Here is a 23988-nt window from a genome sequence, read left to right as displayed (position 1 = left end):
CGGCTCTCTCTCAACGTGACAGGGCGGGGGTCGTCTCGCGGACCCGTACCAGACGGGCCAGCCGGATCACCACCACACCGGCGAGGGTGGCCAGCACGGCGATGTCGAGCAGCATCCAGTTCCAACCGACGAGGTCGACCGCCGCGCCGACAAGCGCCGGACCGGCGAAGCCGCCCAGGTACCAGGTGACCGCGTAGAGCCCGGTGTAAGCGCCGAGCATCCGGCTGGACGGGGCCAGGTTCCACAACGCGACCGCCGCGTTGATCAGGAATCCGGCGGCGCCCATGGCGGCGACGCAGAACAGCACGACCGTGCCGGTGGGGGTCCGCACGACGGCGCCGGCCGCGAGCGCCGCGGCGAAGACGGCGATGCCGATCAGGATCACCCGCAGCCGGCCGAAGCGCTCGGCCGCCAGCGCGGCCGGATAGGCCGCGATCAGGTACGCGACGCCGCTGGGCAGGGTGAGCCCGCCCGCCTCACCGCGGGTCAGGCCGAGCACCTCCATGCCGTACGGGGTCATCAGTGACCGGGACGCGAACCAGGCGCCGCCGAAGAGGAAGACGGTGAGCAGCAGCAGTACCCGCCGCCGGTCCCGGCTGGTGACCAGTTCGGTGATGACCCGCCACAGTGGCGACTTCGTCTGGTCAGGTCCGGCGGTCGCGTCCTCGGCCACCGCGGCCCGATAGGCCGGGGATCGGCTGTCGCGTACCTTGACGATCATCACGGCGGTGACGACCAGCATGATCGCCGCTGGGATGACGAAGGCCGCCCGGGGGTGGTCGTCCACCACCAGGAGGCTGATCAGTGACGCCACGATGATGGTCAGCGAAGTGGCGATCTTGACGATGGCGTTGGTCCGGCCGCGTCGGTGCGGCGGGACGAAGTCAGGGGTCAGCGCCTCGGCGAGCGGTCGCATGGTGTTCGCGACCAGCGCGTAGCAGACCATCACCGCGACCAGCGTGACCAGCGAGGTGGTCCAGGGCAGGAGCAGGAAGAGCAACGCGCCGAGGGGCATGCCCAACGCCAGGTACGGGATGCGCCGACCCCATCGGGTCCGGGTGTTGTCCGACCGGTTGCCGATCCAGGGCTGGATGAAGATCCCCAGCAGGTTGTCCATGCCCATCAGCACGCCGACGAGCGCGGCGCTCGTGATGTGCTCGCGCAGCAGAACGGGCACCTGGTTGTCGTAGAAGTTCCAGGTCGACTCCTGCGCGAACAGCGCGAGAGCGATGAAGAACGTGATCTTCCGGTATGACACCTCGTCGCGAGTCTTCATGTCGGCCATGTCACCTCCACGTAACGTGTGCCGCGTCACGCTAGTTTGCTATAGCAAAGTCGTCAACCGTTGCATGCAACTTAGGCAATGGCATGAGTTAGGGTGTGGCCATGACAGTCACGGAGACGCTCGCCGATCAGGCGTACCGTCAGGTCCGCGCCGCCATCGCCGCCGGTGAGCTCACAGCGGGAGAGAAGGTGACCGAGCGCGGCCTGGCCGAACGCCTGGCGATCAGCCCCACCCCGGTCCGCGAGGCGCTGCGGCGGCTGGAGTCCGACGGGCTGATCGAGCGCATCGGGCCGCGTACCGTGCTGGTCGCCGAGATCCGTGACGCCGCCATCGACGACCTCGCCGAGGTCGAGGTCGGCCTGCGCGGCCTGGTCGCCCGGTTCGCCGCCCGGCATGCCACGGCGGACCAGCTCGACGCCCTCGACGAGATCCTCGACCGGGCTGACGACCTGCTGATCCTGCTCAAGGAACGCCGCACCCAGGGCATGCCGACCGAGCGGCACCTCAACGCCCTGCTCGACACCATGGTGGAGTTCAACGAGACGGTGAACGCCTGCGCCCACAACCCGGTCCTCGTCCGGATGCTCGACCAGAGCCGGGTGTTCACCCGCCCGCAGCGGCGGGAACTGCTGTTGCAGCGGGTGGCCGAGGACGACACCTTCGGCATGGAGCGTTACACCAGCCACCGCGCCCTGGTCCGGGCACTGCGGGCTGGCGACTCCGCCGCCGCCGAACGTATCGCCATCGCGGACGCCCAGGGCGGCCTCGACGCACTGCGGAGGGCCCGATGAACCACCGGATCGCCGTCATCCCCGGCGACGGGATCGGCAAGGAGGTCGTACCGGCCGGAATCGAAGCCCTGGAGGCGACCACCGGGCGCTTCGGCCTCCGGCTTGAGTTCACCGACTTCGGTTTCGCCAGCGCTGAGTACTGGCAGCGACACCAGCGGATGCTCCCGGCCGACTGGGAGGAGACGCTGCGCGCCTTCGACGCCATCTACTTCGGCGCGGTCGGCTGGCCCACCGTGGTGCCCGACCACATCTCGCTCTGGGGCAGCCTGCTCCAGTTCCGGCGCACCTTCGACCAGTTCGTGAACCTGCGCCCCTGCCGGCTCATGCCCGGCGTCCGCAGCCCCCTCGCCGACCGCGAGCCCGGCGACATCGACTTCCTGGTGGTACGCGAGAACACCGAAGGGGAATACTCAAGCGTCGGCGGGCGCATCTTCGAGGGCACCGACCGGGAAACCGTGCTCCAGGAGACGGTGATGACCCGGATCGGCGTCGACCGGGTGCTGCGCTTCGCCTTCGAGCAGGCACAGAACCGCCCGCGACAACACCTAACCTCAGCCACCAAGAGCAACGGCATCGCCATCTCGATGCCGTACTGGGACGAGCGGGTGGCCGCGATGAGCGAGCGGTTTCCCCGCGTACGGGTCGACAAGTTCCACATCGACGCCCTCGCCGCCCAGTTCGTACTGCACCCCGAATGGTTCGACGTGGTCGTCGCCAGCAACCTCTTCGGTGACATCCTCTCCGACCTCGGCCCGGCCTGCACCGGCACGCTCGGCATCGCGCCGAGCGCCAACGTCAACCCCGACCGCCACCACCCGAGCCTCTTCGAACCGGTGCACGGCTCCGCACCGGACATCGCCGGCCAGGGCATCGCCAACCCGATCGGCCAGATCTGGTGCGGCTCGATGATGCTGGACCACCTCGGCCATTCCGAGGCCGCCGCCCACCTCCTCGGTGCCGTCGAGGACGTCCTGGCGCTCGGGCCGAAAGAGGCGCCCCTCACCCCCGACCTGCACGGCACCGGCACCACCGCCGAACTGGGCCACGCAATCGCCGAACGCGTCCGGGAACGCTGAATCCCTTCGGCGTCCGTCGGGGATTGCCCGGTTGTGGGGCAGTACCGCTCGGAGTCAGTGCTGGACGAGCCCGCCGACCGGGACCGGCAGAACGTGCCCGGTTTTCGGACGCGTCCGCGCCAGGGCGAGGCCGACGTCCACGAGGGAGGATCGGCACAGGTGAACCACCTCCGCTATCGGAGTCCAGACCGATTCGGCGGTCGCGCCGTTCGGCTCCGGCCGGAGGACCCCGCCGGTGATGCGGACCTGGTAGAAGATGCCCACATTCTGGTGCTCGCGTCCGGACCGTGCCTCGGCGGCGGGAATCACCCGGGAGTCCACCCCCAGCAGGCGTTCGACCACACCATCACAGCCGGTCTCCTCGGCAACCTCCCGAAGCACCGCGTCGAACGGATCCTCCGCGTGCTCGACCCGGCCGCCCGGAAGGGACCAGTTCGTCTCGCCCGACGGCCACACGCAACGGACGAGCAACACCCGCTCATCGTCGATGCACACGGCGTAGGCGGCCAGCCGGAAACTCATCCCAGCAGTGGTCCCCGTGCGCGGACCCGGAACGGCGGAAGCCCCGCCACGCTGGTCATATGTTGGCGAGCAGCACGTCGAGTGGCTGGGGCACGGTGTCCCGGGCGACAGCGGCCTCGACGAGCAGGCGGGCGTAGCGCAGGTTGCGGCGCGAGCTGCTGCGCAGGAACCGCCACAGCTGCGCGTCGGGATCCCGGCCGCGCCAGGCGGGCTGGCTCTGGAACCCACGGAACTGGCGCAGGTCGCCCTGGGCCTCGAAGAGGGCTTCGACACCCGCGCTGCCGACGGCACGGATCAACTCATCCTCCAGGTCGGCGACGCAGACGAAGAAGCCGAGCTGCGCCAGCTCGGCGCGGGTGCGGGGCGTACCGACACCCGCCTCGGTCAGCCCACGCCGGAAGATCTCCTCCTCCCGCAGGTCACACAGGCCGGCGAGGCGCAGACCGGTCCCGGGTGGGCCCAGCCTGGTCAGGAAGCGACCGATCGCGTGGGCCCCGCCGATCGGGACGATGACGGTCCGCTCGGCGGCGAGATCGCGGCCACGAGCGGCCGCCAGCGTTTCCAGGGCGATCTGGTCGCTGATGCCCTCGACGAGCACCACGGCCACGGCCGACTCGACCTGTGCCAGAGCCCGGGCGGTGGCCTGCATCGATGCGGCGTTGCCACCCAACGGCCCGTCCAGGCCGGTCCGGGCCGGCTCGCGACGCGAGGTGACATCCATGGTGGGCCTCCCCCGTCCGGTCGGCGGTGGAGCCCCGCGACGGGCGACAAAGACAAAGGCAGAGAGTCGCCTCCCTGCCACTCCTAACGTATAGCGCACCGGGGGGCTTGTGGCAAGACCCGGGTTCTGCCGCAGAATCGTCGGCCGGACACGGGACCGACGAAGAAACGGGGGCACATCGTGCGGGAGCTGTCGACGTACGGGACGACCGGGCAGTACGTGTTGGGCCTGCACGACATCGATGGGACACAGCTCGGGGTCGTGGGCGGCAAGGGCGCTCACCTGGGCGTGCTGACGCGGATCGACGGCCTCCGGGTGCCGGCCGGCTGCTGCGTGACCACGGCCGCGTTCCGACGGGTCATGGCCGAGGTGCCCTCGATCGACGATCGGCTCGATCAGCTGGCGCGGCTGGACCCGGACGACCGGGACGCGATCCGGGCGCGCAGCGCCGAGATCCGGCACGCCATCGAAGCCGTTCCCGTGCCGGGTGAGCTGGCGGCGACGATCGCCGCCGCCGTCGACGAACTCGACGGTCAGGCCGGGTACGCCGTCCGGTCCAGCGCGACCGCCGAGGACCTGCCGACGGCCTCCTTCGCCGGTCAACACGACACGTACCTGAACGTGCTGGGCGCGACCGCGGTCGTCGAGCACGTCCGCCGGTGCTGGGCGTCGCTGTTCAGCGAGCGGGCGGTGACCTACCGCCAGCGCAACGGCGTCGACCACCGTACGGTCCGGATGGCCGTTGTCGTGCAGCGCATGGTCTTCCCGGACGCGGCCGGCATCCTGTTCACCGCCGACCCGGTCACCGGCAACCGGAAGGTCTCCTCCGTGGATGCCAGCTACGGCCTCGGCGAGGCTCTGGTCTCCGGCCTGGTCAACCCGGACGTGTTCACGGTGCGCGACGACGAGATCGTCGGCCGGGCGGTCGCCACCAAACGACGGGCCCTTCACGCCCTCCCCGACGGTGGTACGCGGGAACAGCCGGTCGACCCGCAGCGGCGGGAGCAGCCGACCCTGACGGACACCCAGGTCGTACGGCTCGCGCAGCTCGGGCGGCGGATCGAGGCACATTTCGGCTGCCCGCAGGACATCGAGTGGTGCCTGGTCGGCGACGCCTTCCAGATCGTGCAGAGCCGGCCCATCACGACGCTGTTCCCTGTCCCGGCAACCGGCGACCAGGACAACCACGTCTTCGTCTCGGTCGGCCATCAGCAGATGATGACCGATGCCATGAAGCCGCTGGGGCTGTCGATGTGGCAGTTGACGGCCATGGCACCCATGCAGGCGGCCGGCGGGCGGTTGTTCGTCGACGTCACGCAGCGGCTGGCCTCCCCCGCGACCCGTGCCGCCCTGCTGGAGCTCATGGGTAAGGGCGACCCGCTGGTCAGGGATGCGCTGGAGACCATCCTCGACCGCCCCGACTTCATTCCGAACCGGCCGGACCCATCCGCCCCGACGCGGCCCGAGGCGCAGACCGGTGGCGCACCGGCCGCCGGCCCAGCGGTCACTGCGATCGACACGGACCCGGCCATCGTCGCCGGACTGGTCGAGCGCAGCCAAGCCTCCGTCGCCGCCCTGCGGCGCGACATCCGGACGAAGGCGGGCACGGCGTTGTTCGACTTCCTGACAACCGCGTTCCAGGAGCACAAACGAGTCCTCAGTGACCCGCTGAGCATGCAGGCGATCATGGCCGGGATGGAGGCCACCTGGTGGCTCAACGACCACCTCCGGGAGTGGCTGGGCGAGAAGAACGCGGCCGACACGCTGACCCTCTCCGCCCCCGGCAACGTGACGTCGGAGATGGGGCTGGCGCTGCTCGACGTCGCCGATGTGATCCGCCCGCACCCCGCGGTGGTGGCGTTCCTGCATGACGTCGAGAGTGAGAGCTTCCTGGACGAGTTGCCCAGGCTGCCCGGCGGCACCGAGGCGCGCCACGCCATCGAGGCGTACCTCGACCGGTACGGGATGCGCTGCGTCGGCGAGATCGACATCACCAGGCCACGGTGGCGCGAACGTCCCGCCACGCTGCTGCCGGTACTGCTGGAACACGTCCGGCACGCCGAGCCGGGGGCCGCCGAGCGTCGTTTCGAGCAGGGCCGGCAGGCTGCGGAGCAGAAGACGCAGGAGGTGCTGTCCCGGCTGCGCGCCCTGCCGGACGGGGAGCGCAAGGCCACCGAGACCAAGCGGATGATCGACCGGGTCCGGACCTTCGCCGGCTATCGGGAGTACCCGAAGTACGACATCATCAGCCGCTACTTCGTCTACAAGCAGGCCCTGCTGGCAGAGGCCGAACGTCTCGTCGAGGCACGAGTGATCCGCGAGAAGGAGGACGTCTTCTTCCTCACCTTCGACGAGTTCCACGACGCCGTACGCACCAACCACGTCGACGACCGGCTCATCCGGCAGCGCCGGGAGGAGTTCCGGTCGTACCAGGCGCTCCGACCACCTCGGGTGCTCACCTCGGAGGGTGAGGCCGTCGCCGGAGCGTACCGACGCGACGACGTGCCGGCCGGCGCCCTGGTCGGCCTGCCGGTCTCCACCGGGACCGTGGAAGGGCGCGCCCGGGTCATCCTGGATCTGGCCCAGGCCGATCTCGAACCGGGCGACATCCTCGTCACCACCCACACCGATCCCAGTTGGACGCCCCTGTTCGTCGCCGTCGCCGGCCTGGTGACGGAGGTCGGCGGGCAGATGACCCACGGCGCGGTGATCGCCCGAGAGTACGGCCTGCCAGCCGTGGTCGGGGTGGCAGACGCCACCCGACTGATCCCCGACCGGCAGCGGATCCGGGTGCACGCCACCGACGGCTACGTGGAGATCTTGACCCGATAGACGCCCTCCCCTGGAGATGAAAGGCTCATCGAGTGGTCAAGTTCCCCGATGTCGCAGCTGACGAACGCAGCACCCTGGAGCAGTTCCTCGACTTCCATCGCCAATGCGTCCTCGACACCTTGGATGGGCTCAGCCGTCACGAGATGGCGGCCAGGCTCCTGCCGGCTACGGAGTTGACCATCGGCGGCATCGTCAAGCATCTCGCGCGCGTGGAAGACCTCTGGTTCCAGGAAAAGCTTCTCGGTGCCCCGGTGCCCGAGCCCTGGGCGTCGGCGCCGCTGGACGCCGACCCCGATTGGGACTTCCACTCCGCTGGCGAGGACTCCCCCGCCGACCTGGCAGCGTTGTACGCGACCGCGTGCCAACGGAGCCGACGTGCCGCCGCCGGCTACGCGAACCTCAGCGATCGGGCGGCAAAGCCGTCGTTCGGCGGCGGGCCGGTGAGCCTACGGTGGATCCTCGTGCACATGATTGAGGAGACCGCCCAGCACCGCGGACACCTGGACCTTCTCCGAGACGCCCTCGATCGGAGGGCCGGTTCACCGGTTGCCGTACAGCTACCAGCCCAGGCCGAGGGCCCGCGCGGTGAAGAGGGCGGCCAGCCAGCCCCACCCCGGGATGACGATGGCGCGCTGGATGAGGCCGAGGCGTGGTGACACCTCCTCCCACGCCCTGCCGAACCAGCCGAATCCGACGAACAGGGCGACGGCGAGACCGGCTGAGACGATCCGCCACGACGTCCCGGGCAGCGTGAACGCTCCGATCGCCACGGCGAGGGGCAGGGACAGGAAGACGACGGCGCCGGCGAGGTCGTGGAGTCGGTGCTGGGCGCTGTGCTCCTCGGGTATCCCGGCCGGAGCACCCGGCGGATATCCGAGCATCGGGTCCATCCGGAACAACCCGGATGCGACGAGGGCGAGCCCGAAGACGGTCAGCACCACACCGAGCAGAGTGCTCGGCCCGTCGAGGAGCACCCCGACCGCCCCCGCCGTGATCGCCGAGCCGGAGACGACGAAATTCGTCGTCTGGATCCAGCCTCGCCGGCCGAGCGCCAGCGCGCTGATCGGGTGGCGTGCCGAGGCGTAGTCCGGTCGACTCCAGCCGTCGGCGAGGAACACCAGCACGAACAGCACTGCACCGATGGCGCCTGCCCACAAGGCCACGTGACTTCTTCCTGCCGTCTGCCGGGCTCTCCGGCGGCTTCAGTACATCGCGTCAGCCCCCCGGCCGGACAGTGCCGCTCGTCATGAGGTCGCGCAGGGCGAAGCGCAGGTATCCGGACTACTCCCCTACACGAATCGCGGCGACAGCAACGGGGAGGTACGACGTCGCCGTCCGGTCGATGATCCGGGTGACCGATCCACCTTGCCCGTCGATACGACAACCCATAGCCTTGATTCGCAGACGTCTATGGATCACCACCCGCGGCGTCGCGAGGGTGTGGCTGCCCGCGTTCCCGCTGGCCGTACCGCCGGGTGGTTGCAGCGACGGGGGATTCCTTGATGCGACGACCGACGACGTGGACGATCCGGCTGGCCACCGCCCTGGTCGCCGTTGGCGGCCTGGTGGCGGCGACGGCTGGGGGCGGCATCGCGCACCGGCCCGCCACCCCACCCACCGCCGTGGTCGACTGGAACGCCGAGCGGCAGACGGTAGACGGCTTCGGCGGGTCCTTCGCCTTCCACAAGGCGGGCGGCGTGCAGCGGCTCGGCGAGCCGCTCACCTCGCAGATGCTTGACATGATCTTCGACGACCGGGCCGGGATCGGCCTGGACATCGTGCGCGTCATGGTGGGCGACGGCGGCGTGTGGGGCGACCAGCTCTACGACGGGCCGACGCAGACGATCGAGCCAGAGCCGGGCGCCTTCGTGTGGGACCGGCCCGACTGGGCGCAGCGCAAGGCCGACTTCGACGCGTACCAGGTCTGGTTGATGCGACAGGCGCAGGCGCGCGGCGTCGAGACGATCCTCGCCAGCGTGTGGAGCCCACCTGCGTGGATGAAGCAGAACAACAGCGTCACCTCCGCCAGCCCCACCGGCGCACCGAACAAGCTCCGACCCGACATGTACCAGGCGTTCGCGGACTACCTGGCGGAGTACGTGCTCGGTTACGAGCGCGAGTTCGGGATCAGGATCACGCACCTCTCTCCGACCAACGAACCCGACATCTCCACCGGTTACTCCAGCTGCCAGTGGACCACCGAGGAACTACGCGTCCTGGTCCGCGACCACCTCGGTCCCACCTTCGAACGACGGGGCGTCACCGCGAAGATCGTGCTCGGCGAGGGCGTCGGCTTCCACGAGGGGTACGCGCTGCCCGCGATCACCGACCCGGCGGCGAACCGGTACGTCGACGTCGTCGCGGCGCACGGCTACGCCGGGCTGATCGACGGCGCCACCCGGGCCGCGCCCACCGCGTTCACCACCTCGCACACGCTGGGCAAGACCATCTGGCAGACCGAGTACATGAACCAGGGCGCGCCGCGCGACCGGCTGTTCGTCAACAACACGATAAGCGACGGCCTGCGCTACGCGACCCTGATCGGCAACCTGTTCGACGAGACCCGGCTGGGCGCGTACTTCTGGTGGTGGCCGGTGGCGAACAACGGTGCGGACGGCTCGGACCTGATCCGCCTGGTCAACACCGGCACCCCGCAGAGCGGCAACCCGACCGAGACCGGCCAGTACCGCATCTTCAAGCGGTACTACACATTCGGCCAGTACAGCCGCTTCCTCGACCCCGGCGACGTGATGATCGACGCCACCAGCACGCCCGCGCCCGGGGTGACGGTCACCGCGTACAAGGACGAGTCGACGCACGACTTCACCATCGTCGTGGTCAACAACAACCCGAACGACGTCCCGCTCACCGTCGACCTCACCGGCGGCTTCCCGCTGCCACCGGAGACCAGGCAGGACTGCAAGCGAGGCGGCTGGGCCAGCTTCGTCAACCCGACCTTTCGCAGCCAAGGCGAGTGCGTCTCTCACGTCGCCGCCGGGAAGGGTCCACGTCCGTCGGTGGTGCCGTACCGCACGTCGGGCAACGAGAACATGAAGAAGCTGGCCGCCATCCGCACCCACGGCGGATCCTTCCGCACGCATCTGCGGGGTCACAGCGTGACCACGTTCGTGCCGAAGTGGTCCGAGCTGCCCGCACTGCCCGACCGCAAGGACGTCTTCTCCACCTATCTGGCCGAGGAGAACGACGGGCAGTCCCCCGGGCTGCGGGTGACCAGGACGCCCGAGCACGGCAAGGTCGTCACGGGCGTACGCGACGGCAGCCACCTCCGCTGGGCGAACGTCAACTTCGCGGACGGCTCGGCGGCGGGCTTCGCCGACCAGAAGGGCCAACTTCGCCTGCACGCCACCGTCGCCCCGATGGCCGGCGGCGTCATCGAGGCACGGATCGGCAGCCCGGACGGGCCGCTGGTCGGCTCGATGACCGTACCGCCGGGGTCCGGCGCCGACTGGGTCACCGCGACGACAGAGATCGACACCAGCCCGCAGGCCGCGAACGGCTTCCACGACCTCTACCTGGTCTTCACCGGCGGTGCCGGCACCCTCTTCACTGTGGACCGCGCCGAGTTCAGCGACTGACCATACGCCGGCTGGGCGTGCACACGGTCGCGCTCAGCGCCGCCACCCTCCCAATCACCCGCCTGCTCGCCAACGGCGGCATCCACCGCTGACGGAGACGCCCACGCCGCAGGCACCGGCCGGCCGGGCACCCTCCGCCACGGGCATTCCTCCCCGCAGGAATTCCGGCGGCAGCATCCGCCGGTCGTCACCCTCGGCGACATCACGTCCGACCGCCAACCTACCCACACCCCGCTTTGCTCTGCTTCAACCGACGCAACAGTCACGCTCTGTGTCGCCGCCCGGTCGAACGGCAGATCACCACCGATGCGCCACTGCTGCTCAACGGCTATTGCGTGGGTTGAAGCAGAGCAAAGCGTGGCTAGTGCAGCTCGGGAGGGCGGCCGGGAGTGACACGCTGAGTGAGTTTCACCCAGGGTCATCAACAAGCTGGATGCAGACCGATGTCCTGACGGACGGCCCGGCCGGTGCCCCCGGCCGGGCCCGCACCGTCACGCCAGCCGGGCGGGCTCTCGGGCCAGCAGCGCGCGTAGCGCCCGGACCACGTCGGCCGGGGCCTCCTCGGCCATGAAGTGGCCGCAGGTGACCGTCTCGTGCACCAGGTCCGGCGCCCAGCCACGCCACAACCCGGCGGCGTCGTACCCCAGAGCCGCACCCCAGTCCTGCTGAAGCACCGTCACCGGCATCCGCAGCCGGTTACCGGCCGCCCGATCGGCCCGGTCGTGAACGACGTCGACGCCCGCGGTGGCCCGGTAGTCGGCGACGATCGAGTCCACCGACGCGCGGGACGCCGCGAGGTAAGCCGCACGTACGTCGGCGGGAATGGCACCGGGGTCACGGGTCCAGACGTCCAGAAAGTGGCCGAAGAAGGCGTCGGCGCTCGCCGCGATCATCTGTTCGGGCAGGCCGGGTGGCTGCGCCATCAGGTACAAATGGAAGCCGACCGCCGCGTCCACGCCGTGCAGCACGTCCCACATGTCGAGGGTGGGCAGCACGTCGAGAATGGCGAGACGGGTGATGCGTTCCGGGTGGTCGAGTCCGGCACGGATGGCGACGAGGGCACCCCGGTCGTGACCGGCCAACGCGAAGCGCTCGTGCCCGAGCGCCCCGGCGAGCGCGACCACGTCGGCGGCCATGGTTCGTTTGGCGTACGCGGTGCCGTCCGGATCGGCGGGCTTGTCGCTGGCGCCGTAACCGCGCAGGTCCGGCACGATCACCGTGTGGTCGGCGGCCAGGTCGGCGGCGACGTGCCGCCACATCAGGTGGGTCTGCGGGAAGCCGTGCAACAGCACGATCGGGCTGCCGGAGCCGCCGACGGCGGCGTGCAGTTCCACCCCGTCGGCGACGGGAACGCGCTGCTGTTCGAAGCCGCTGATGCGCGGGGTCATTCCAGGTCCTCCGGATCACGTGGGTGTCGAACGGCGGTTGCCGGTCGTCGACACCGAGGTTCGCCGGGCCGGATCAGCAGCGGATGAGTGCCCGATGAGTACGGGCGGACCGCCGCCATGATCGGCACTCGCCCTAGAGTGGTCACATGACCAGGCAGGACACGGTTCCGGCGGTGTCCTTCGGGGTGCTCGGTGCGGTAACCGCGTGGGCCGGTGGCGTACCGGTCGGGCTGAAGGGTCCCCGGCACCGCGCCGTGCTCGCCCGGTTGCTGATCGCCCGGGGCCGGGTGGTCCCCGTCGACCAACTCCTCGCCGACCTCTGGCACCCGCCGGCGGAAGGGTCGATCGCGGCGATCCGCACCTTCGTGGCCGATCTGCGCCGGGCCCTGGAGCCGGAACGGCCGGCCCGCCGCCCGGCCCGGTTGCTGATCACCACACCCCCCGGGTACGCGCTGCGCGCCCCCGCCGACAGCGTCGACGCCTGGCGGTTCGAGGCGGCGGTCGTGGAGGCCGGACGGCTGCTCGACCAGGCCCGCCCCGAGGCGGCGCTGACCGGCCTGGACGGGGCGTTCGCCCTGTGGCGAGGGCCCGCCTACGCCGGGTACGACGGGGAGGGTTGGGCCCGTGGGGAGATCAACCGCCTCGACGACCTGCGGTTGCTCGGTAGCCAGCGGCGGGCCGAAGCGCTGATGGCGCTCGGGCGCGACGTCGAGGCCGCCACCGTCCTGCGGGGTGACGCCGAGGCCCATCCGCTGCGCGAGGACATCTGGCGGTTGTGGGCCGTCGCGCTGTACCGCTCCGGCCGGCAGGGCGAGGCCCTTGCCGCGCTGCGCCGGGTCCGCGACTCCCTCGTCGACGAACTCGGCATCGACCCTGGGCCCCGGCTGCGTCAGCTCGAAGCCGACATCCTCCGGCAGGCACCGCACCTCGCCCCGACCACGCCCACCGCGCCGACACCGGCGCCCGCCGCCCCCGCTGCGGCGCCGGCTTCCTCCCCCGAGGTGCCGGTCGGGGCCGACGGCACGCCCCCGGAACGTCCCGACGTGCCGCCGGGGCGGCGTCCCTTCATCGGCCGCGAACCGGAACTGGATCGCCTCGTACGAGTCGCCGCCGACACGGCCCGGGACGGCGCGCCGGCCGTCGCCCTGATCTCCGGCGACGCGGGCGCCGGCAAGACCGCCCTGCTCGACGCGCTCACCCGTCGTCTGGCGGCCGACGGCTGGGTGACCGCCTGGGGGAGCGTCCCCGAGTACGACGGTGCACCGACCGCCTGGCCCTGGACGCAGATCAACCAGACGCTGACGGCGAGGATCCGGCCGACACAGCCGGTCACGCCGTCACCGCCGGCCGACGCCGGACCGGTACCCGTCGACGGCAGCGAACGGAGCCTCGAGACGCTACGGTTCCGGTTGCGGCGCGAGGCGATCACACTTGTCGACACGGCAGCCCGGCAAGCCCCGGTGCTACTGGTCCTTGACGACCTGCACCGCGCCGACGAGGGCACCCTGGACCTGTTCACCGGCCTGTTCGCCGAGCCCGCACCGGCCAGCGGCCCCGTCATGATCATCGCTGCGTACCGCACGTCGCAGGTCGGTGCCGCGCTGACGGCGACGCTGGCCCGGCTCGCACCCCGCGAACCGGCCCGGGTCTACCTCACTGGCCTGTCCGAGGTGGCGACCGCCGAGCTCACCCGGGAGGTCGTGGGGTTCGACGTCGACGCCGCCACCCTCAGGTCGATTCACCATCGCAGCGGCGGCAACCCGTTCTTCGTCCGCGAGCTGGCCCGGTTGCTCGCCGCCGAGGGTCCGCAGGCGCTCGCCCGGGTACCCGCCGGGGTGCGGGACGTCATCCGGCACCGCCTCGCGCAGCTGCCGGAAGCCACCCGCACACTGCTACGGCAGGCGGCGGTCGTCGGCCGCGAGGTCGACCCGGAGGTGCTGTCGGCGTCGACCGGCGAACGCGAACCGGTCGTCCTCGACGCTCTCGACCAGGCCGAACAGGCCGGCTTCCTCAGCGCGCACGGTACGGCCGGGCAGTTGCGCTTCACCCACATCCTGGTCCGTGACACCCTCTACGACGACCTGCCGGCAGCCCGACGCGCCCGGTGGCACGCCGCCGTCGGTGAGGCCCTGGAACGGCTGCACCCGCACCAGGCCGCCGCCCTCGCCCACCATTTCACCGCCGCAGGCAACCGGGCCACCGCCGGCCGTGCGGCCCGCTACGCACGGTCGGCCGCCGAGCAGGCCGAGGCGCGGGCCGCCCCGCACGACGCGGTCCGGCTCTGGGAGCAGGCGGTCACCGCGTACGACCGGGCCACCGACGGCGACGTGCACGGCCGGTTGGCGGCGCAGATGGGTCTGGGACGGGCCCTCGCGGTCACCGGTCGGCTGGCGCAGGCCCGCCGGCACCGGGCCGCCGCGATCAGCACCGCGCAGCGACTCGACGACCCCGAGCTGCTGGCGGACGTGCTCACCGCCTTCGCCGTACCGGCGATCTGGACCCGCAACGACGACGAGCCGCTGTCCCGGCAGGTCGCGCTGGCCGTCGAGACGGCACTGGCGGCCCTGCCTCCGGACGATCGCACCCGCCGAGGTCACCTGCTGGCCACCCTGGCGCTGGAGTTGCGCGGCAGCACCGGTGATCGCGGCGACCGGGCCGCCCGCGAGGCGGAGGACATCGCCCGGCAGACCGGCGACGTGCCGTTGCTCGCGTTGGCGCTCAACGCCCGCTATCTGCACACCTTCCACCGGGCCGGCCTGGCGTCGGAGCGGGCCCGGCTCGGCGTGGAGCTGGCGGAGGTGGCCCGCTCGCGGAATCTGGTGACCTTCGAGGTGCTCGGTCACCTCATCGCCATGCAGGCGTACTGCGCGGTCGGCGACCTGGCCACGGCCGACGCCCGCGCCACGGCCGCCGAGCACCTCGCCCGTCGCTACGAGCTGCCCCTGGTCGGTCTCTTCACCCGGTGGTACGCCGCCCTGCGGCTGGCCATCGAGGGGCGACCCGCCGAGGCGGAGGACGCCTACCGGGAGGCGGATCACGCCCTGCCCGCGGACGAACTGCCCGGCATGGCGCAGGGGCTGGCCCCGCTGGCGCTGTTCTGCCTCCGGCTGACCACCGGCGGCGACCCGACACCGGGCGAGACGGTCCGCTGGCGGGGCGAGGACTGGGGCCCGCACGAACCCTGGGTCCGCCCGCTGCTGCTGCTCGCCGCCGGTCGTCGCACCGAGGCGGCCGAAGCCCTGGAGGCCGTGCCGGACTCGCCGCACGATCTGCTGCGCGAGGCCCGCGGCTGCCTCGTCGCCCGCGCCGCCGTCGCGCTCGGCGACCGGTCCCGCATCCGCGCCACGTACGCCGACCTGCTGCCCGCCGACGGCGAGCTGGCCGGTGCCGGCAGCGGTGTGCTCACCCTCGGCCCGGTCGCCCGTCACCTCGGCGACCTCGCCGCCGCGCTCGGCGACCATGACCGCGCGCAGGTCCACTACTCGTCCGCCCACGGGTAAGTGGGCTCACCTCCGCCGCGCCGGGTCGTCCTCGATCGTCACGTCGACCGGGCCGACCCGGAGGAAGCCATCGGTCAACGGGGTGCAGCGGAGGCCTCCCCTGCCGCGCAGGCCACGCCACGCGCCGGGGCCGATGGTCACGTCCATCCAGGCGCAGGGGTGCGCCGCCCGGTTCGCCCGCAGCCGCACCGGCCCCTGGCCGGAGTCGAGCACCAGCACCGAGCCGACCAGGTCGTCCACGGTGATGCCCCGGGTCAGGATGTTGCGCCGTACCTGAGCCAGGCCGGTCCCGGCCGGCAGCGACTCGGCCGCGATGACGGTGACGCTCGCCTGCCGATGTGCGGCCTTGCCGAAGTACCGGTCCCCCACGATGCCCAGCTCGGCCCGGACCTGGATCTCGTCCACCAGCTCACCGGCCGCCGCCGGCACCGGCCCGTCCGCCGGCCGGCCGACGAACCGGTGCACGGGCGAGGCCAGCAACTGGACGATCTCCGGCATGCCCCGACCCTATGCCGGGCGCGGTGACCGGGTCAGGAGAAGCGGCGTCCCTCGTCGCGCCGGTAGGCCCAGCCGGCGAGTGCCGCCAGCCCGACGATCCATACCCCCAGCATGACCATCGAGAGCGGTTCGGGCCGGAAGTCGCCCACTGCCGTCCACATCAGCTCGACCGCGCCCCGCGTCGGCAGGAAGGGTGCGATCGCCTCGATGAACGCGGGCGCCTGCCCGGGTGCGGTGAGCAGTCCACCGCCCACGGCCAGTGGGAAGAACACCAGTTGGGCGACCACGATCGCCGCCTTGCTCGGCAGGGCGTACCCGATGGCCAGCCCCATCAGCGTGAACGGCACCGACACCAGCGCGACGGCGACGGCGGCGAGCGCGAACCCCGCTGCGGTGGTCCGGGCCTCCGTGAGCAGCGCAGCGATGAGCACCACCGGCAGCAGCGACAGGTAGGTCAGGGTCAGACCGGCCAGCACCCGCCCAGCGAACCGGGGCGCCGGCCCGACCGGCAGGGTCCGCAGGTACGGATCCCACGGCTGGGCCCGGTCCTCGGCGACACCGACGCCGTACTGGAAGACGTTCGCGCTTAGCACCGCGAAGGTGACCATGGCGGCGGTGGCGTAGGTGGCGCCGACGGGGTTGTCACCGACGGCGGGCACCACGAAGAAGAGCATCGCGACGGCCGGAAAGAAGGCGCTGCCGAACACCGCGACCGGAGTCCGGACGAGTTCCAGCAGTTGATAGCGGGCGTGGGCCAGGGCGTACTGCACGGCGTCTCCTCAGGCGGTGGTCGGCACGCCGGCGTCCGCCGGACGGCTCTCGGCGGTGATGGTGAGGAACGCCTCCTCAAGCGAGGTGGGTCGGACCTCCAGGTCGCGGAAGGCCACACCGGCGGTGACCAGATCGCGGACCAGTTGGTCGGCGTCGGCGGTGAGCAGATGGATCCGCTCCCGGTCCCGTTCCACCCGGACCAAGTTCGGCAGGGTCGGCAGGTCGTCGGCGGTCAGGCTGACCCGGCGCAGACCGACCACCGCGCGGATCGCGGCGACGCTGTCGTCGGCGAGCACCCGACCCTGCCCGATGACCACCACCCGCTGCGCCAGCGCCTCGATCTCCTCCAGGTAGTGGCTGGTGAGCAGGACCGTACCGCCGTCGGCGTGGAAGGCGCGGATCGCGTCCCACAGCGCGTGCCGGGCCTCGACGTCGAGGCCGGTGGTCGGCTCGTCGAGCAGGACCAGCCGGGGCCGACCGACGAAGGCCAGCGCCACCGCCAGCCGCCGCCGCTGCCCCCCGGACAGACCACCGGTCTGTCGTCGGGCCAGGTCGGCCAGACCGAACCGGTCGAGCAGCTCGGCCCGTGGGACCGGGTCGGGAAAGTGCGCGCCGACGAAGTCGACCACCTCACCGACGCGGAGCGAGCCGGGCAGCCCGGTCTCCTGTGGAGTGACCCCGACCCAGCGACGGCACGCGGGGTCGCGGGGATCGCCACCGAACAGCAGCACCCGGCCGCCGGTGGGGCGACGCAGCCCGACGAGCAGGTTGAGCAGGGTGCTCTTGCCGGCGCCGTTCGGCCCGAGGAGGCCGACCAGTTCGCCAGCCGGCACGTTCAGGTCGACCCGGTCGAGGGCCAGGACGTCACCGTAGCGTCGGGTGGCCTGCTCGGCCCGGGCGAGAATCATGACGTCTCCTTGGCATCGGCGGATGCGAGCAGCGCCCGGATCGCCTCCGTGTACTCCTCGAAGGCCAGGCGGCCGCGACGGGTGAGCGCGATCAGGGTTACCGGGGTACGACCCCGATGGGTCTTGGTGACGGCGACGTAGCCGGCTTCCTCCAGCCGCCGCAGGTGCACCGAGAGGTTCCCTGCGGTCATCCCGAGGATCTCCTGGAGGCGAGGAAAGGTCACCTGATCGGAATCGGGCAGGGCGGACAGGGAGGCGACCACCCGCAACCGGGCCTGAGCGTGGATGACCGGGTCGAGTTCGGTCATCGTCGGCCTCGGCGACGCAGCCAACCGAGCAGTCCGGCGAGCAGCATCCCGCCGCCGCCGGCAACCGCGACGATCAGGGCGTGCCAGCCGGGGCCGGCGATGGTGCCCAGCAGGTTGACCACGGTTATCCAGACACCGAGCAGGAACAGCGGCCGGTCCAACCAGATCGCGCCGCCGGCCATGTGCAGGATGCCGGTCAGCCCCACCGCGAGGGCCGACCAGAGCAGGCCGACCAGATCCGGCGGGAGACTGTCGGACAGCCGACCGGCGAGCACGAAGAGGGTCAGGAAGCCCAGCCCCCAGGACCAGCCGTACCAGGCGCCGCGCCGGGCGGATTCCCCGGTCACCTGCCCGTACGCCCGTGCGCCGGCCACCGCGCTGACGGCGCCGGCGGCGGCCAGCAGGACGAACAACACTGTCAGCGGCAGCCACGAGGGCATCTCGACCAGGGGTGTGTCGCCCGGCGAGTAGTAGAGAAAGTGCAGCCCGAAGCCGATCAGCCAGGCCAGCCCCCAGGGCCAGTAGTAGGCACGCGGGTCCGGCTCGAACTGACGGGCGGCGGTGGCCCGCTGCTCGTCGATCAGTCGCAGGGCGGCGGCCGGGTCCTCGGGTGGCAGGTCATCGTCGGCGATCACGCAAACTACTTTAAGATGCAAAGTCAAGGGTGCCGACGGCGGCCCCTATGCCCCGTTGGCCTGCGGACCGGTCAGCGGTCCGCAGGCCAACGGGATCGCTCGTCAGCTTCCGCAGGTCATCGTGATCCCCGCCGGCACCGTGCTGGCCGAGGCGAGCAGCCCGAACGTGGTGGTGCCGCCCGGCGCGACGGTGCCGTTGTACGGCGCGTTGCGGACCGTGACGTCGGCGGCCGAGTTGTCGGGCACGCCACCCCAGACCGACTGGATCCGCTCGTCACCGGACCACCGCCACCGGACGAGCCAACCGTCGAGCGGTTCGCTGCCGGTGTTGCGTACGGTGACCGTGGCGACGAAGCCGCTGCCCCAACGGGCGTCGATAGTGGCCGTCGCGCCGCAGGGGGACAACGGCTCCGTCCTCGCCGGCCCACCGATGACGTACGGATCACGCCTGGCCTCGACGTCGCTGAACCGGAACCAGTACTCGGTGTCCGGGGTCAGCCCGTCGAGCGTCACCTGCCCGTTGCGCTCCAGCCCGGTGACCGCCTCGGCCACCGGGTTCTGCCACTTCGCCGCGTCGTCACGGCTGGTGAAGAGCAGGACGGTCATCGGCAGGTCGTAGCCGCAGGGTGGGCCGCTGAACATCAGCGAGTAGCTGATGGTGACGGAGGTGGCGGTGACCCCGGTGACCATCCCGCTGATCGGCAGTGCCGGCGGGCACGCCACCGTAGGGGTCGGGGTCGGGGTCAGGCTTGGGGTCGGACTCGGACTCGGGGTCCACAGGGGCACCGGAGTCGAGGCGGCCGGGGTGTCGGCGGCGCCGGCCGCCGTGACCCCGGCGACTGCGGCCAGGGTCACTGCGGTCAGCACCACGCCGAGCGTACGTAGCATCCGTTACCTCCAAGGGACGGTGACCGGCGGGTCGGCTGACCCAGCCGACGGCCGGTAGGTTGTCGGGCACCGGCCAACGGACCGCTGACGGCGTCGACAGCAGACGTCACGGTGGCGGTACGCGCACAAGAGGGCTGCCCGGACGCGTGGCATCCACGGCGCGCCCACGCCCGTCGAGCGACCACATCGGCTCCCCGGACGCGGTCGATGAGCCCGAGTCTCCCAGTCGACGCCCCTCGATACAACCACGCCGATTCGGCGGACCGGACACGAGCCTGGATGTCGCGTCAGGACCCGGGCCCGCCAGGCAGGTCAGCCCATGGACTTGGCACCGTCGATGGCCTCGCGGATGATGTCGGCGTGCCCGGCGTGCTGGGATGTCTCCGCGATGATGTGCAGCAGCACCCGGCGGGCCGACCAGCGGGCGCCCGGCTCGAACCAGGGCGCCTCCGGCAACGGCTGACCGGCGTCGAGGTCGGGCAGGGTGGCGACGAGTTCGTCTGTGCGACGCGCCACCTCGTCGTACGCCGCCAGAATGCCGGCCAGGGTCTCCCCCGGCAGCATCTGGAACGACTGCGCATGACGCTCGTAGACGCCCGGGTCGTCCGAGCTGCCCATCGCCGCCGGACCATTGACGATGAAGTCGACCCAGTCGCGCTCGCAGTGCGTGACGTGCTTGATCACCCCGCCCACACACAGCTCGCTCACGGTGCTGCGCTCGGCGGCCTGCTGGTCGGTCAGCTCCCGAGCGGTGTTGCGCAGGAAGAAGCGGTGCTGGCGCAGGGCCTGAAGCAGGTCGGCGCGCTCGGCTGGCAGCTCGGTCTCGATCATGGTCGGCCCTTCGTCGGCGGTCGACCGGATGCTATTGGCCACCCCCGACAGTCCCCTCCGCCAGCGCTCGGCACATCCGGTCGAACTCGGCTCCACCGGCGGCGGTAAGCCTTCGGTGGCCCTTGACCGCAGACCGTGATCGGCTTAGCTTCATCGATCAGAAAGGTCTCTTAACGATTTCGCCCACCCCGCCTGGGAGTGCCGATGCGATCACCCCGTTCCCGCCGCCTCACCGCCGTCGTCGCCCTGACCACTCTGCTCGTCACCGCCGCGCCACCGGCCGCCGCCAACGCCGGTGGCAAGCCGGGCCGCAGCGACGGCTACCACCGGGTCGGCTACTTCACCCAGTGGGGCATCTACGGCCGGGCGTTCCCGGTGAAAAAACTCGACACCTCCGGCGCGGCGAGCCGCCTCACCCACGTCAACTACGCCTTCGGCAACGTCAGTGAGGACGGCCGGTGCTATGTGGACGGCGGTCCCGGTGAGGGCGACGCCTGGGCCGACTACCAGCGTCCCGTCCCGGCGGAGGAGAGCGTCGACGGGGTCGCCGACACCTGGGGTGAACCACTCAACGGCAACTTCGGCCAGTTGGCCAAGCTGAAGGCCAAGCACCCCGACCTGAAGGTGATGATCTCCCTGGGTGGGTGGAGCTGGTCCACGTACTTCTCCAACGCCGCCCGCACCGACGCCTCCCGCCGAGCCTTCGTCTCCTCCTGCATCGACCTCTACCTCAAGGGAAACCTGCCGATCCTGGACGGCGGCAGCGGCGGAACCGGTGCCGCCGCGGGCGTGTTCGACGGGATCGACCTGGACTGGGAGTGGCCCAACTGGCCCGGTGAACCCGGCAACGTCATCCGCCCCGAGGACCGGGAGAACTTCACCAAACTGCTCGCCGAGTTCCGCCGGCAGCTCGACGCGTACGGCCGGCAGACACGGCGTCACCACCCACTGACCGCCTTCCTCCCGGCCAACCCGGCCACCATGGACGCCGGCTACGAGGGACGCAAGATCTTCAAGTACCTGGACTTCGCCACCGTGCAGGGCTACGACTTCCACGGCACCTGGGAGGCGGTGACCAACCAGCAGTCGGCGCTGCGCGTGCCGAAGGGCGCGCCGGACGACCCGGACTTCTCGGTCGAGGTGGCGATCGACGGCTGGATCGCCCGTGGGGCGCCCCGGCACAAGCTGGTCCTCGGCATCCCCTACTACGGCCAGGGGTGGACCGGCGTCACCGGCGGTGGCAACGGGTTGTTCCAACCGGCCACCGGGCCCGCGCCGGCCACCCACGCCGCCGGGTTCGAGGACTACAAACAGCTCAAGAACCTGACCCGGGACGGCTTCACCGTCCACCGCGACCTGCGCGCCGGACATGCCTGGCTGTTCGACGGCACGACCTTCTGGACGTACGACGATCCGGTGGTGGTGTTGCAGAAGACCCTCTACATCCGCCGGGCCGGCCTGGGTGGAGCGATGATCTGGTCGCTCGACGGCGACGACGACCACGCCACCCTGACCAGGACGATCAGCCTGGGACTCACCACCCGCTAGCCGTACCGTCGCCCGGCCGCCGTCCCGCACCGGCGGCCGGGCGGCGGGCGCTCATCCGAGAATTCCCTCGTGCAGCGCGCGGAGCACCGCGTTCGTACGGTCCCGCGCGCCGAGCTTGGTCAGGATCGTGGAGACGTGGTTCTTGACCGTCCCCTCGGCGAGAAACAACCCGTCGGCGATCTCCCGGTTGCTGTAGCCGTGCGCCACGAGCCGCAACACCTCCTGCTCGCGTTCGGTGAGGTTCTGCACCGGCGGCGCCTGCGGTCCGGCCGGGGACGGCCCGGAGCGGATCGCCCGCAGCATCCGGTCGGTGATCGACGGGGCGATGAGCGTGCCGCCGTCGGCGAGCGTCCGGATGGCCCGGGTGAGCTGGTCCAACGTGACGTCCTTCAGCAGATAGCCCCGGGCACCCGCGCGCAACGCCGCGAGCACGAGTTCGTCGTCGTCGAACGTGGTCAGCACCAGCACCGGGATGTCGACGCCGTCCGCGCGCAGCCGTTCCAGCACCCAGATGCCGTCGAAGCGGGGCATCCGCAGGTCGAGCAGGACCACGTCGGGGACGGTACGCGCGATGACCGGGAGCGCGGCCCGACCGTCGTCGGCCTCGCCGACCACGTCGATCCCGGCCACCTCCAGCAGCCCGCGGATGCCCTGCCGGATCAGGGTCTGGTCGTCGACCACCACCACCCGGGTCATCGCGCCGGCACCCGCGCTGTCACCCGGAACCCGTCACCGCCGTCGACCGACAGCTCACCGCCGAGCGCGGCGAACCGTTCGCCCAGGCCACGCAGCCCGTTGCCAAGCGTCGGTTCCGGTGCTCCCCGGCCGTCGTCGCGAGCGTCCAGCACGATCTCCCGTTCGTCGCCGGTCACCGAGATCCGCAGGGTACGCGCGTCGGCGTGCCGGATGGTGTTGGTGACGATCTCCTGAGTGGCCCGGACGAACGCCGCGCTGTCGTCCTCGTCGACGCGTACCGTCGGGGACACCTCGATGGTCACGTCGAGACCGGGCAGGTCCTGCGTCACCCGACGCAACGCCTGCTCAAGATCGGGACTTTCGGTACGCAGCCGCCCGACCGTGGCCCGCACGTCGCCGAGCAGCTCCCGGGCGACCTGATCGGCCCGCTCAAGGTGGGTACGCAAGGCCGGCCCCTCCAGGTGGCGGGCGGTCTCCAGCTCCAGCGTCAGCACCGTCAGCTGGTGGCCGATCAGATCGTGCAGTTCGCGGGAGATGCGCAGCCGCTCCGCCGTGGCAGCCGAGTCCGAGAGCAGGACGCTGGCGGCCTGCAACTCGACATGCGCCTCGGCCAACTCGCGGCGCATCCGCTGCTCCCGCAGCAGGGTGACCGAGCTGAGCAGCGTCGCCACCTGGATCAGCAGGTAGAAGATCAGAAGCATGACGCCATCGGCCGGCGCCCGCGTCATCGACGCCGCACCGAAGGTGATCACCAGTGTGTTCGCGACCACCACCGCCAGCCCCACCGGCAGCGGCACCACGTACACGCTCACGGCTGCGGTGAGGACCAGCAGCACCGGCAACAGCCCCAGGGTGGATGCGGTCAGCAGCAGGGCCCAGGCGGCGGCGACGGTCGCGGCGAACGCCGCGAACCGCACCAGCCGGGACACGCGGGTGGCCACCGAGACGAGCAGGGCGACCAGGTAGCAGCCGAACAGCACGATCCACCAGCCGCGCGCGATCGTGGTCCCGATGGCGCCGAACAGGCCGGGGCCGGCGACGGCGACCGCCACCACGAGCATCGCGAGGCCGGACCACTCGTCTGTCCCGACCCGTCGCATGATCCCCACTCTAGGTCGGGCCACGGCGAGCCCACCTGTGCCGGAAGTAATGCCGGCAGGTGATGACTTTCGGGACACGACACCGGCCGGACGC

The 23988-nt window shown here is 71.2% G+C and carries 21 protein-coding genes; 7 read left to right on the top strand and 14 right to left on the bottom strand.

Annotated elements, in window-relative coordinates:
* Window positions 1-10 precede the first annotated feature (10 nt).
* The gene (locus Vse01_RS08605; protein ID WP_198413200.1) at window positions 11-1285 is read right to left on the bottom strand and encodes an MFS transporter; all 1275 of its coding nucleotides are present in this window, start codon (window positions 1283-1285) and stop codon (window positions 11-13) included.
* Window positions 1286-1386: 101 nt separating this feature from the next.
* Between Vse01_RS08605 and Vse01_RS08600 the strand changes: the two genes are divergently transcribed.
* Together Vse01_RS08600 and Vse01_RS08595 are read left to right on the top strand one after the other, a co-directional pair.
* Window positions 1387-2076 carry a GntR family transcriptional regulator gene (locus Vse01_RS08600; RefSeq protein ID WP_093407173.1) on the top strand — a complete coding sequence of 230 codons (690 nt, stop codon included), beginning with the start codon at window positions 1387-1389 and terminating at the stop codon, window positions 2074-2076.
* The gene (locus Vse01_RS08595; RefSeq protein ID WP_093407008.1) at window positions 2073-3152 is read left to right on the top strand and encodes a tartrate dehydrogenase; all 1080 of its coding nucleotides are present in this window, start codon (window positions 2073-2075) and stop codon (window positions 3150-3152) included. Before Vse01_RS08600 ends, Vse01_RS08595 begins: the two co-directional genes overlap by 4 nt.
* A gap of 54 nt (window positions 3153-3206) precedes the next feature.
* Here Vse01_RS08595 and Vse01_RS08590 read toward each other — a convergent pair whose 3' ends face one another.
* Complete coding sequence (locus Vse01_RS08590) at window positions 3207-3674, bottom strand: NUDIX hydrolase (protein WP_093407011.1); 468 nt, start codon at window positions 3672-3674, stop codon at window positions 3207-3209.
* A 55-nt stretch (window positions 3675-3729) separates the two neighbouring features.
* Window positions 3730-4395 (bottom strand): TOPRIM nucleotidyl transferase/hydrolase domain-containing protein, encoded by a 666-nt coding sequence (locus Vse01_RS08585; protein ID WP_232511319.1) that lies wholly within the window; start codon window positions 4393-4395, stop codon window positions 3730-3732.
* 180 nt (window positions 4396-4575) lie between these two features.
* Here Vse01_RS08585 and rph point away from each other — a divergent pair, with 180 nt between their 5' ends.
* Window positions 4576-7227, top strand: a complete 2652-nt coding sequence (gene rph, locus Vse01_RS08580; protein ID WP_232511320.1) for a rifamycin-inactivating phosphotransferase — start codon at window positions 4576-4578, stop codon at window positions 7225-7227.
* A gap of 32 nt (window positions 7228-7259) precedes the next feature.
* Window positions 7260-7883 carry a DinB family protein gene (locus Vse01_RS08575; protein WP_093407016.1) on the top strand — a complete coding sequence of 208 codons (624 nt, stop codon included), beginning with the start codon at window positions 7260-7262 and terminating at the stop codon, window positions 7881-7883.
* On the opposite strand, the gene Vse01_RS08570 is transcribed toward Vse01_RS08575, so the two are convergent.
* Window positions 7785-8390, bottom strand: coding sequence for a DUF998 domain-containing protein (locus Vse01_RS08570; protein ID WP_093407019.1), 606 nt, complete (start codon window positions 8388-8390; stop codon window positions 7785-7787). The two genes, Vse01_RS08575 and Vse01_RS08570, sit on opposite strands and share 99 nt — an antisense overlap.
* A gap of 339 nt (window positions 8391-8729) precedes the next feature.
* Here Vse01_RS08570 and Vse01_RS08565 point away from each other — a divergent pair, with 339 nt between their 5' ends.
* On the top strand, window positions 8730-10823 hold the full coding sequence (locus Vse01_RS08565) for a glycoside hydrolase (protein ID WP_093407021.1): 2094 nt from the start codon (window positions 8730-8732) through the stop codon (window positions 10821-10823).
* A gap of 491 nt (window positions 10824-11314) precedes the next feature.
* On the opposite strand, the gene Vse01_RS08560 is transcribed toward Vse01_RS08565, so the two are convergent.
* Entirely contained in the window at window positions 11315-12211 is an 897-nt protein-coding gene (locus tag Vse01_RS08560; RefSeq protein WP_093407024.1) for an alpha/beta fold hydrolase, read from the bottom strand.
* Window positions 12212-12357: 146 nt separating this feature from the next.
* Between Vse01_RS08560 and Vse01_RS08555 the strand changes: the two genes are divergently transcribed.
* Entirely contained in the window at window positions 12358-15711 is a 3354-nt protein-coding gene (locus Vse01_RS08555) for an ATP-binding protein (RefSeq protein ID WP_093407027.1), read from the top strand.
* A 6-nt stretch (window positions 15712-15717) separates the two neighbouring features.
* Here the strand turns inward: Vse01_RS08555 and Vse01_RS08550 are convergent, their stop codons facing one another.
* The 7 genes from Vse01_RS08550 to Vse01_RS08520 form a co-directional block, all read right to left on the bottom strand.
* Window positions 15718-16209, bottom strand: a complete 492-nt coding sequence (locus Vse01_RS08550; protein WP_093407029.1) for a molybdenum cofactor biosysynthesis protein — start codon at window positions 16207-16209, stop codon at window positions 15718-15720.
* Window positions 16210-16241: 32 nt separating this feature from the next.
* Complete coding sequence (locus tag Vse01_RS08545) at window positions 16242-16979, bottom strand: ABC transporter permease (RefSeq protein WP_093407032.1); 738 nt, start codon at window positions 16977-16979, stop codon at window positions 16242-16244.
* A gap of 9 nt (window positions 16980-16988) precedes the next feature.
* A complete protein-coding gene (locus tag Vse01_RS08540; RefSeq protein WP_093407036.1) occupies window positions 16989-17888 on the bottom strand; it encodes an ABC transporter ATP-binding protein in 900 nt (299 codons plus the stop codon).
* Complete coding sequence (locus Vse01_RS08535; RefSeq protein WP_093407038.1) at window positions 17885-18196, bottom strand: transcriptional regulator; 312 nt, start codon at window positions 18194-18196, stop codon at window positions 17885-17887. Before Vse01_RS08535 ends, Vse01_RS08540 begins: the two co-directional genes overlap by 4 nt.
* Complete coding sequence (locus tag Vse01_RS08530) at window positions 18193-18831, bottom strand: transporter (RefSeq protein ID WP_093407041.1); 639 nt, start codon at window positions 18829-18831, stop codon at window positions 18193-18195. The genes Vse01_RS08535 and Vse01_RS08530 overlap by 4 nt, the downstream gene beginning before the upstream one ends.
* A 102-nt stretch (window positions 18832-18933) precedes the next feature.
* Window positions 18934-19719 (bottom strand): cellulose binding domain-containing protein, encoded by a 786-nt coding sequence (locus tag Vse01_RS08525; protein WP_093407044.1) that lies wholly within the window; start codon window positions 19717-19719, stop codon window positions 18934-18936.
* Between the two features lie 312 nt (window positions 19720-20031).
* Window positions 20032-20550, bottom strand: coding sequence for a DinB family protein (locus Vse01_RS08520; RefSeq protein WP_093407046.1), 519 nt, complete (start codon window positions 20548-20550; stop codon window positions 20032-20034).
* Between the two features lie 204 nt (window positions 20551-20754).
* Here Vse01_RS08520 and Vse01_RS08515 point away from each other — a divergent pair, with 204 nt between their 5' ends.
* The gene (locus Vse01_RS08515) at window positions 20755-22098 is read left to right on the top strand and encodes a glycoside hydrolase family 18 protein (protein ID WP_093407049.1); all 1344 of its coding nucleotides are present in this window, start codon (window positions 20755-20757) and stop codon (window positions 22096-22098) included.
* Window positions 22099-22149: 51 nt separating this feature from the next.
* On the opposite strand, the gene Vse01_RS08510 is transcribed toward Vse01_RS08515, so the two are convergent.
* Together Vse01_RS08510 and Vse01_RS08505 are read right to left on the bottom strand one after the other, a co-directional pair.
* Entirely contained in the window at window positions 22150-22794 is a 645-nt protein-coding gene (locus tag Vse01_RS08510; protein ID WP_093407051.1) for a response regulator, read from the bottom strand.
* Entirely contained in the window at window positions 22791-23894 is a 1104-nt protein-coding gene (locus tag Vse01_RS08505; protein ID WP_093407054.1) for a sensor histidine kinase, read from the bottom strand. Before Vse01_RS08505 ends, Vse01_RS08510 begins: the two co-directional genes overlap by 4 nt.
* Between the last annotated feature and the right edge of the window lie 94 nt (window positions 23895-23988).

The organism is Micromonospora sediminimaris, assembly GCF_016863575.1.
GTDB lineage: Bacteria > Actinomycetota > Actinomycetes > Mycobacteriales > Micromonosporaceae > Micromonospora > Micromonospora sediminimaris.
This window is presented reverse-complemented; position numbering and strand designations above follow the sequence as displayed.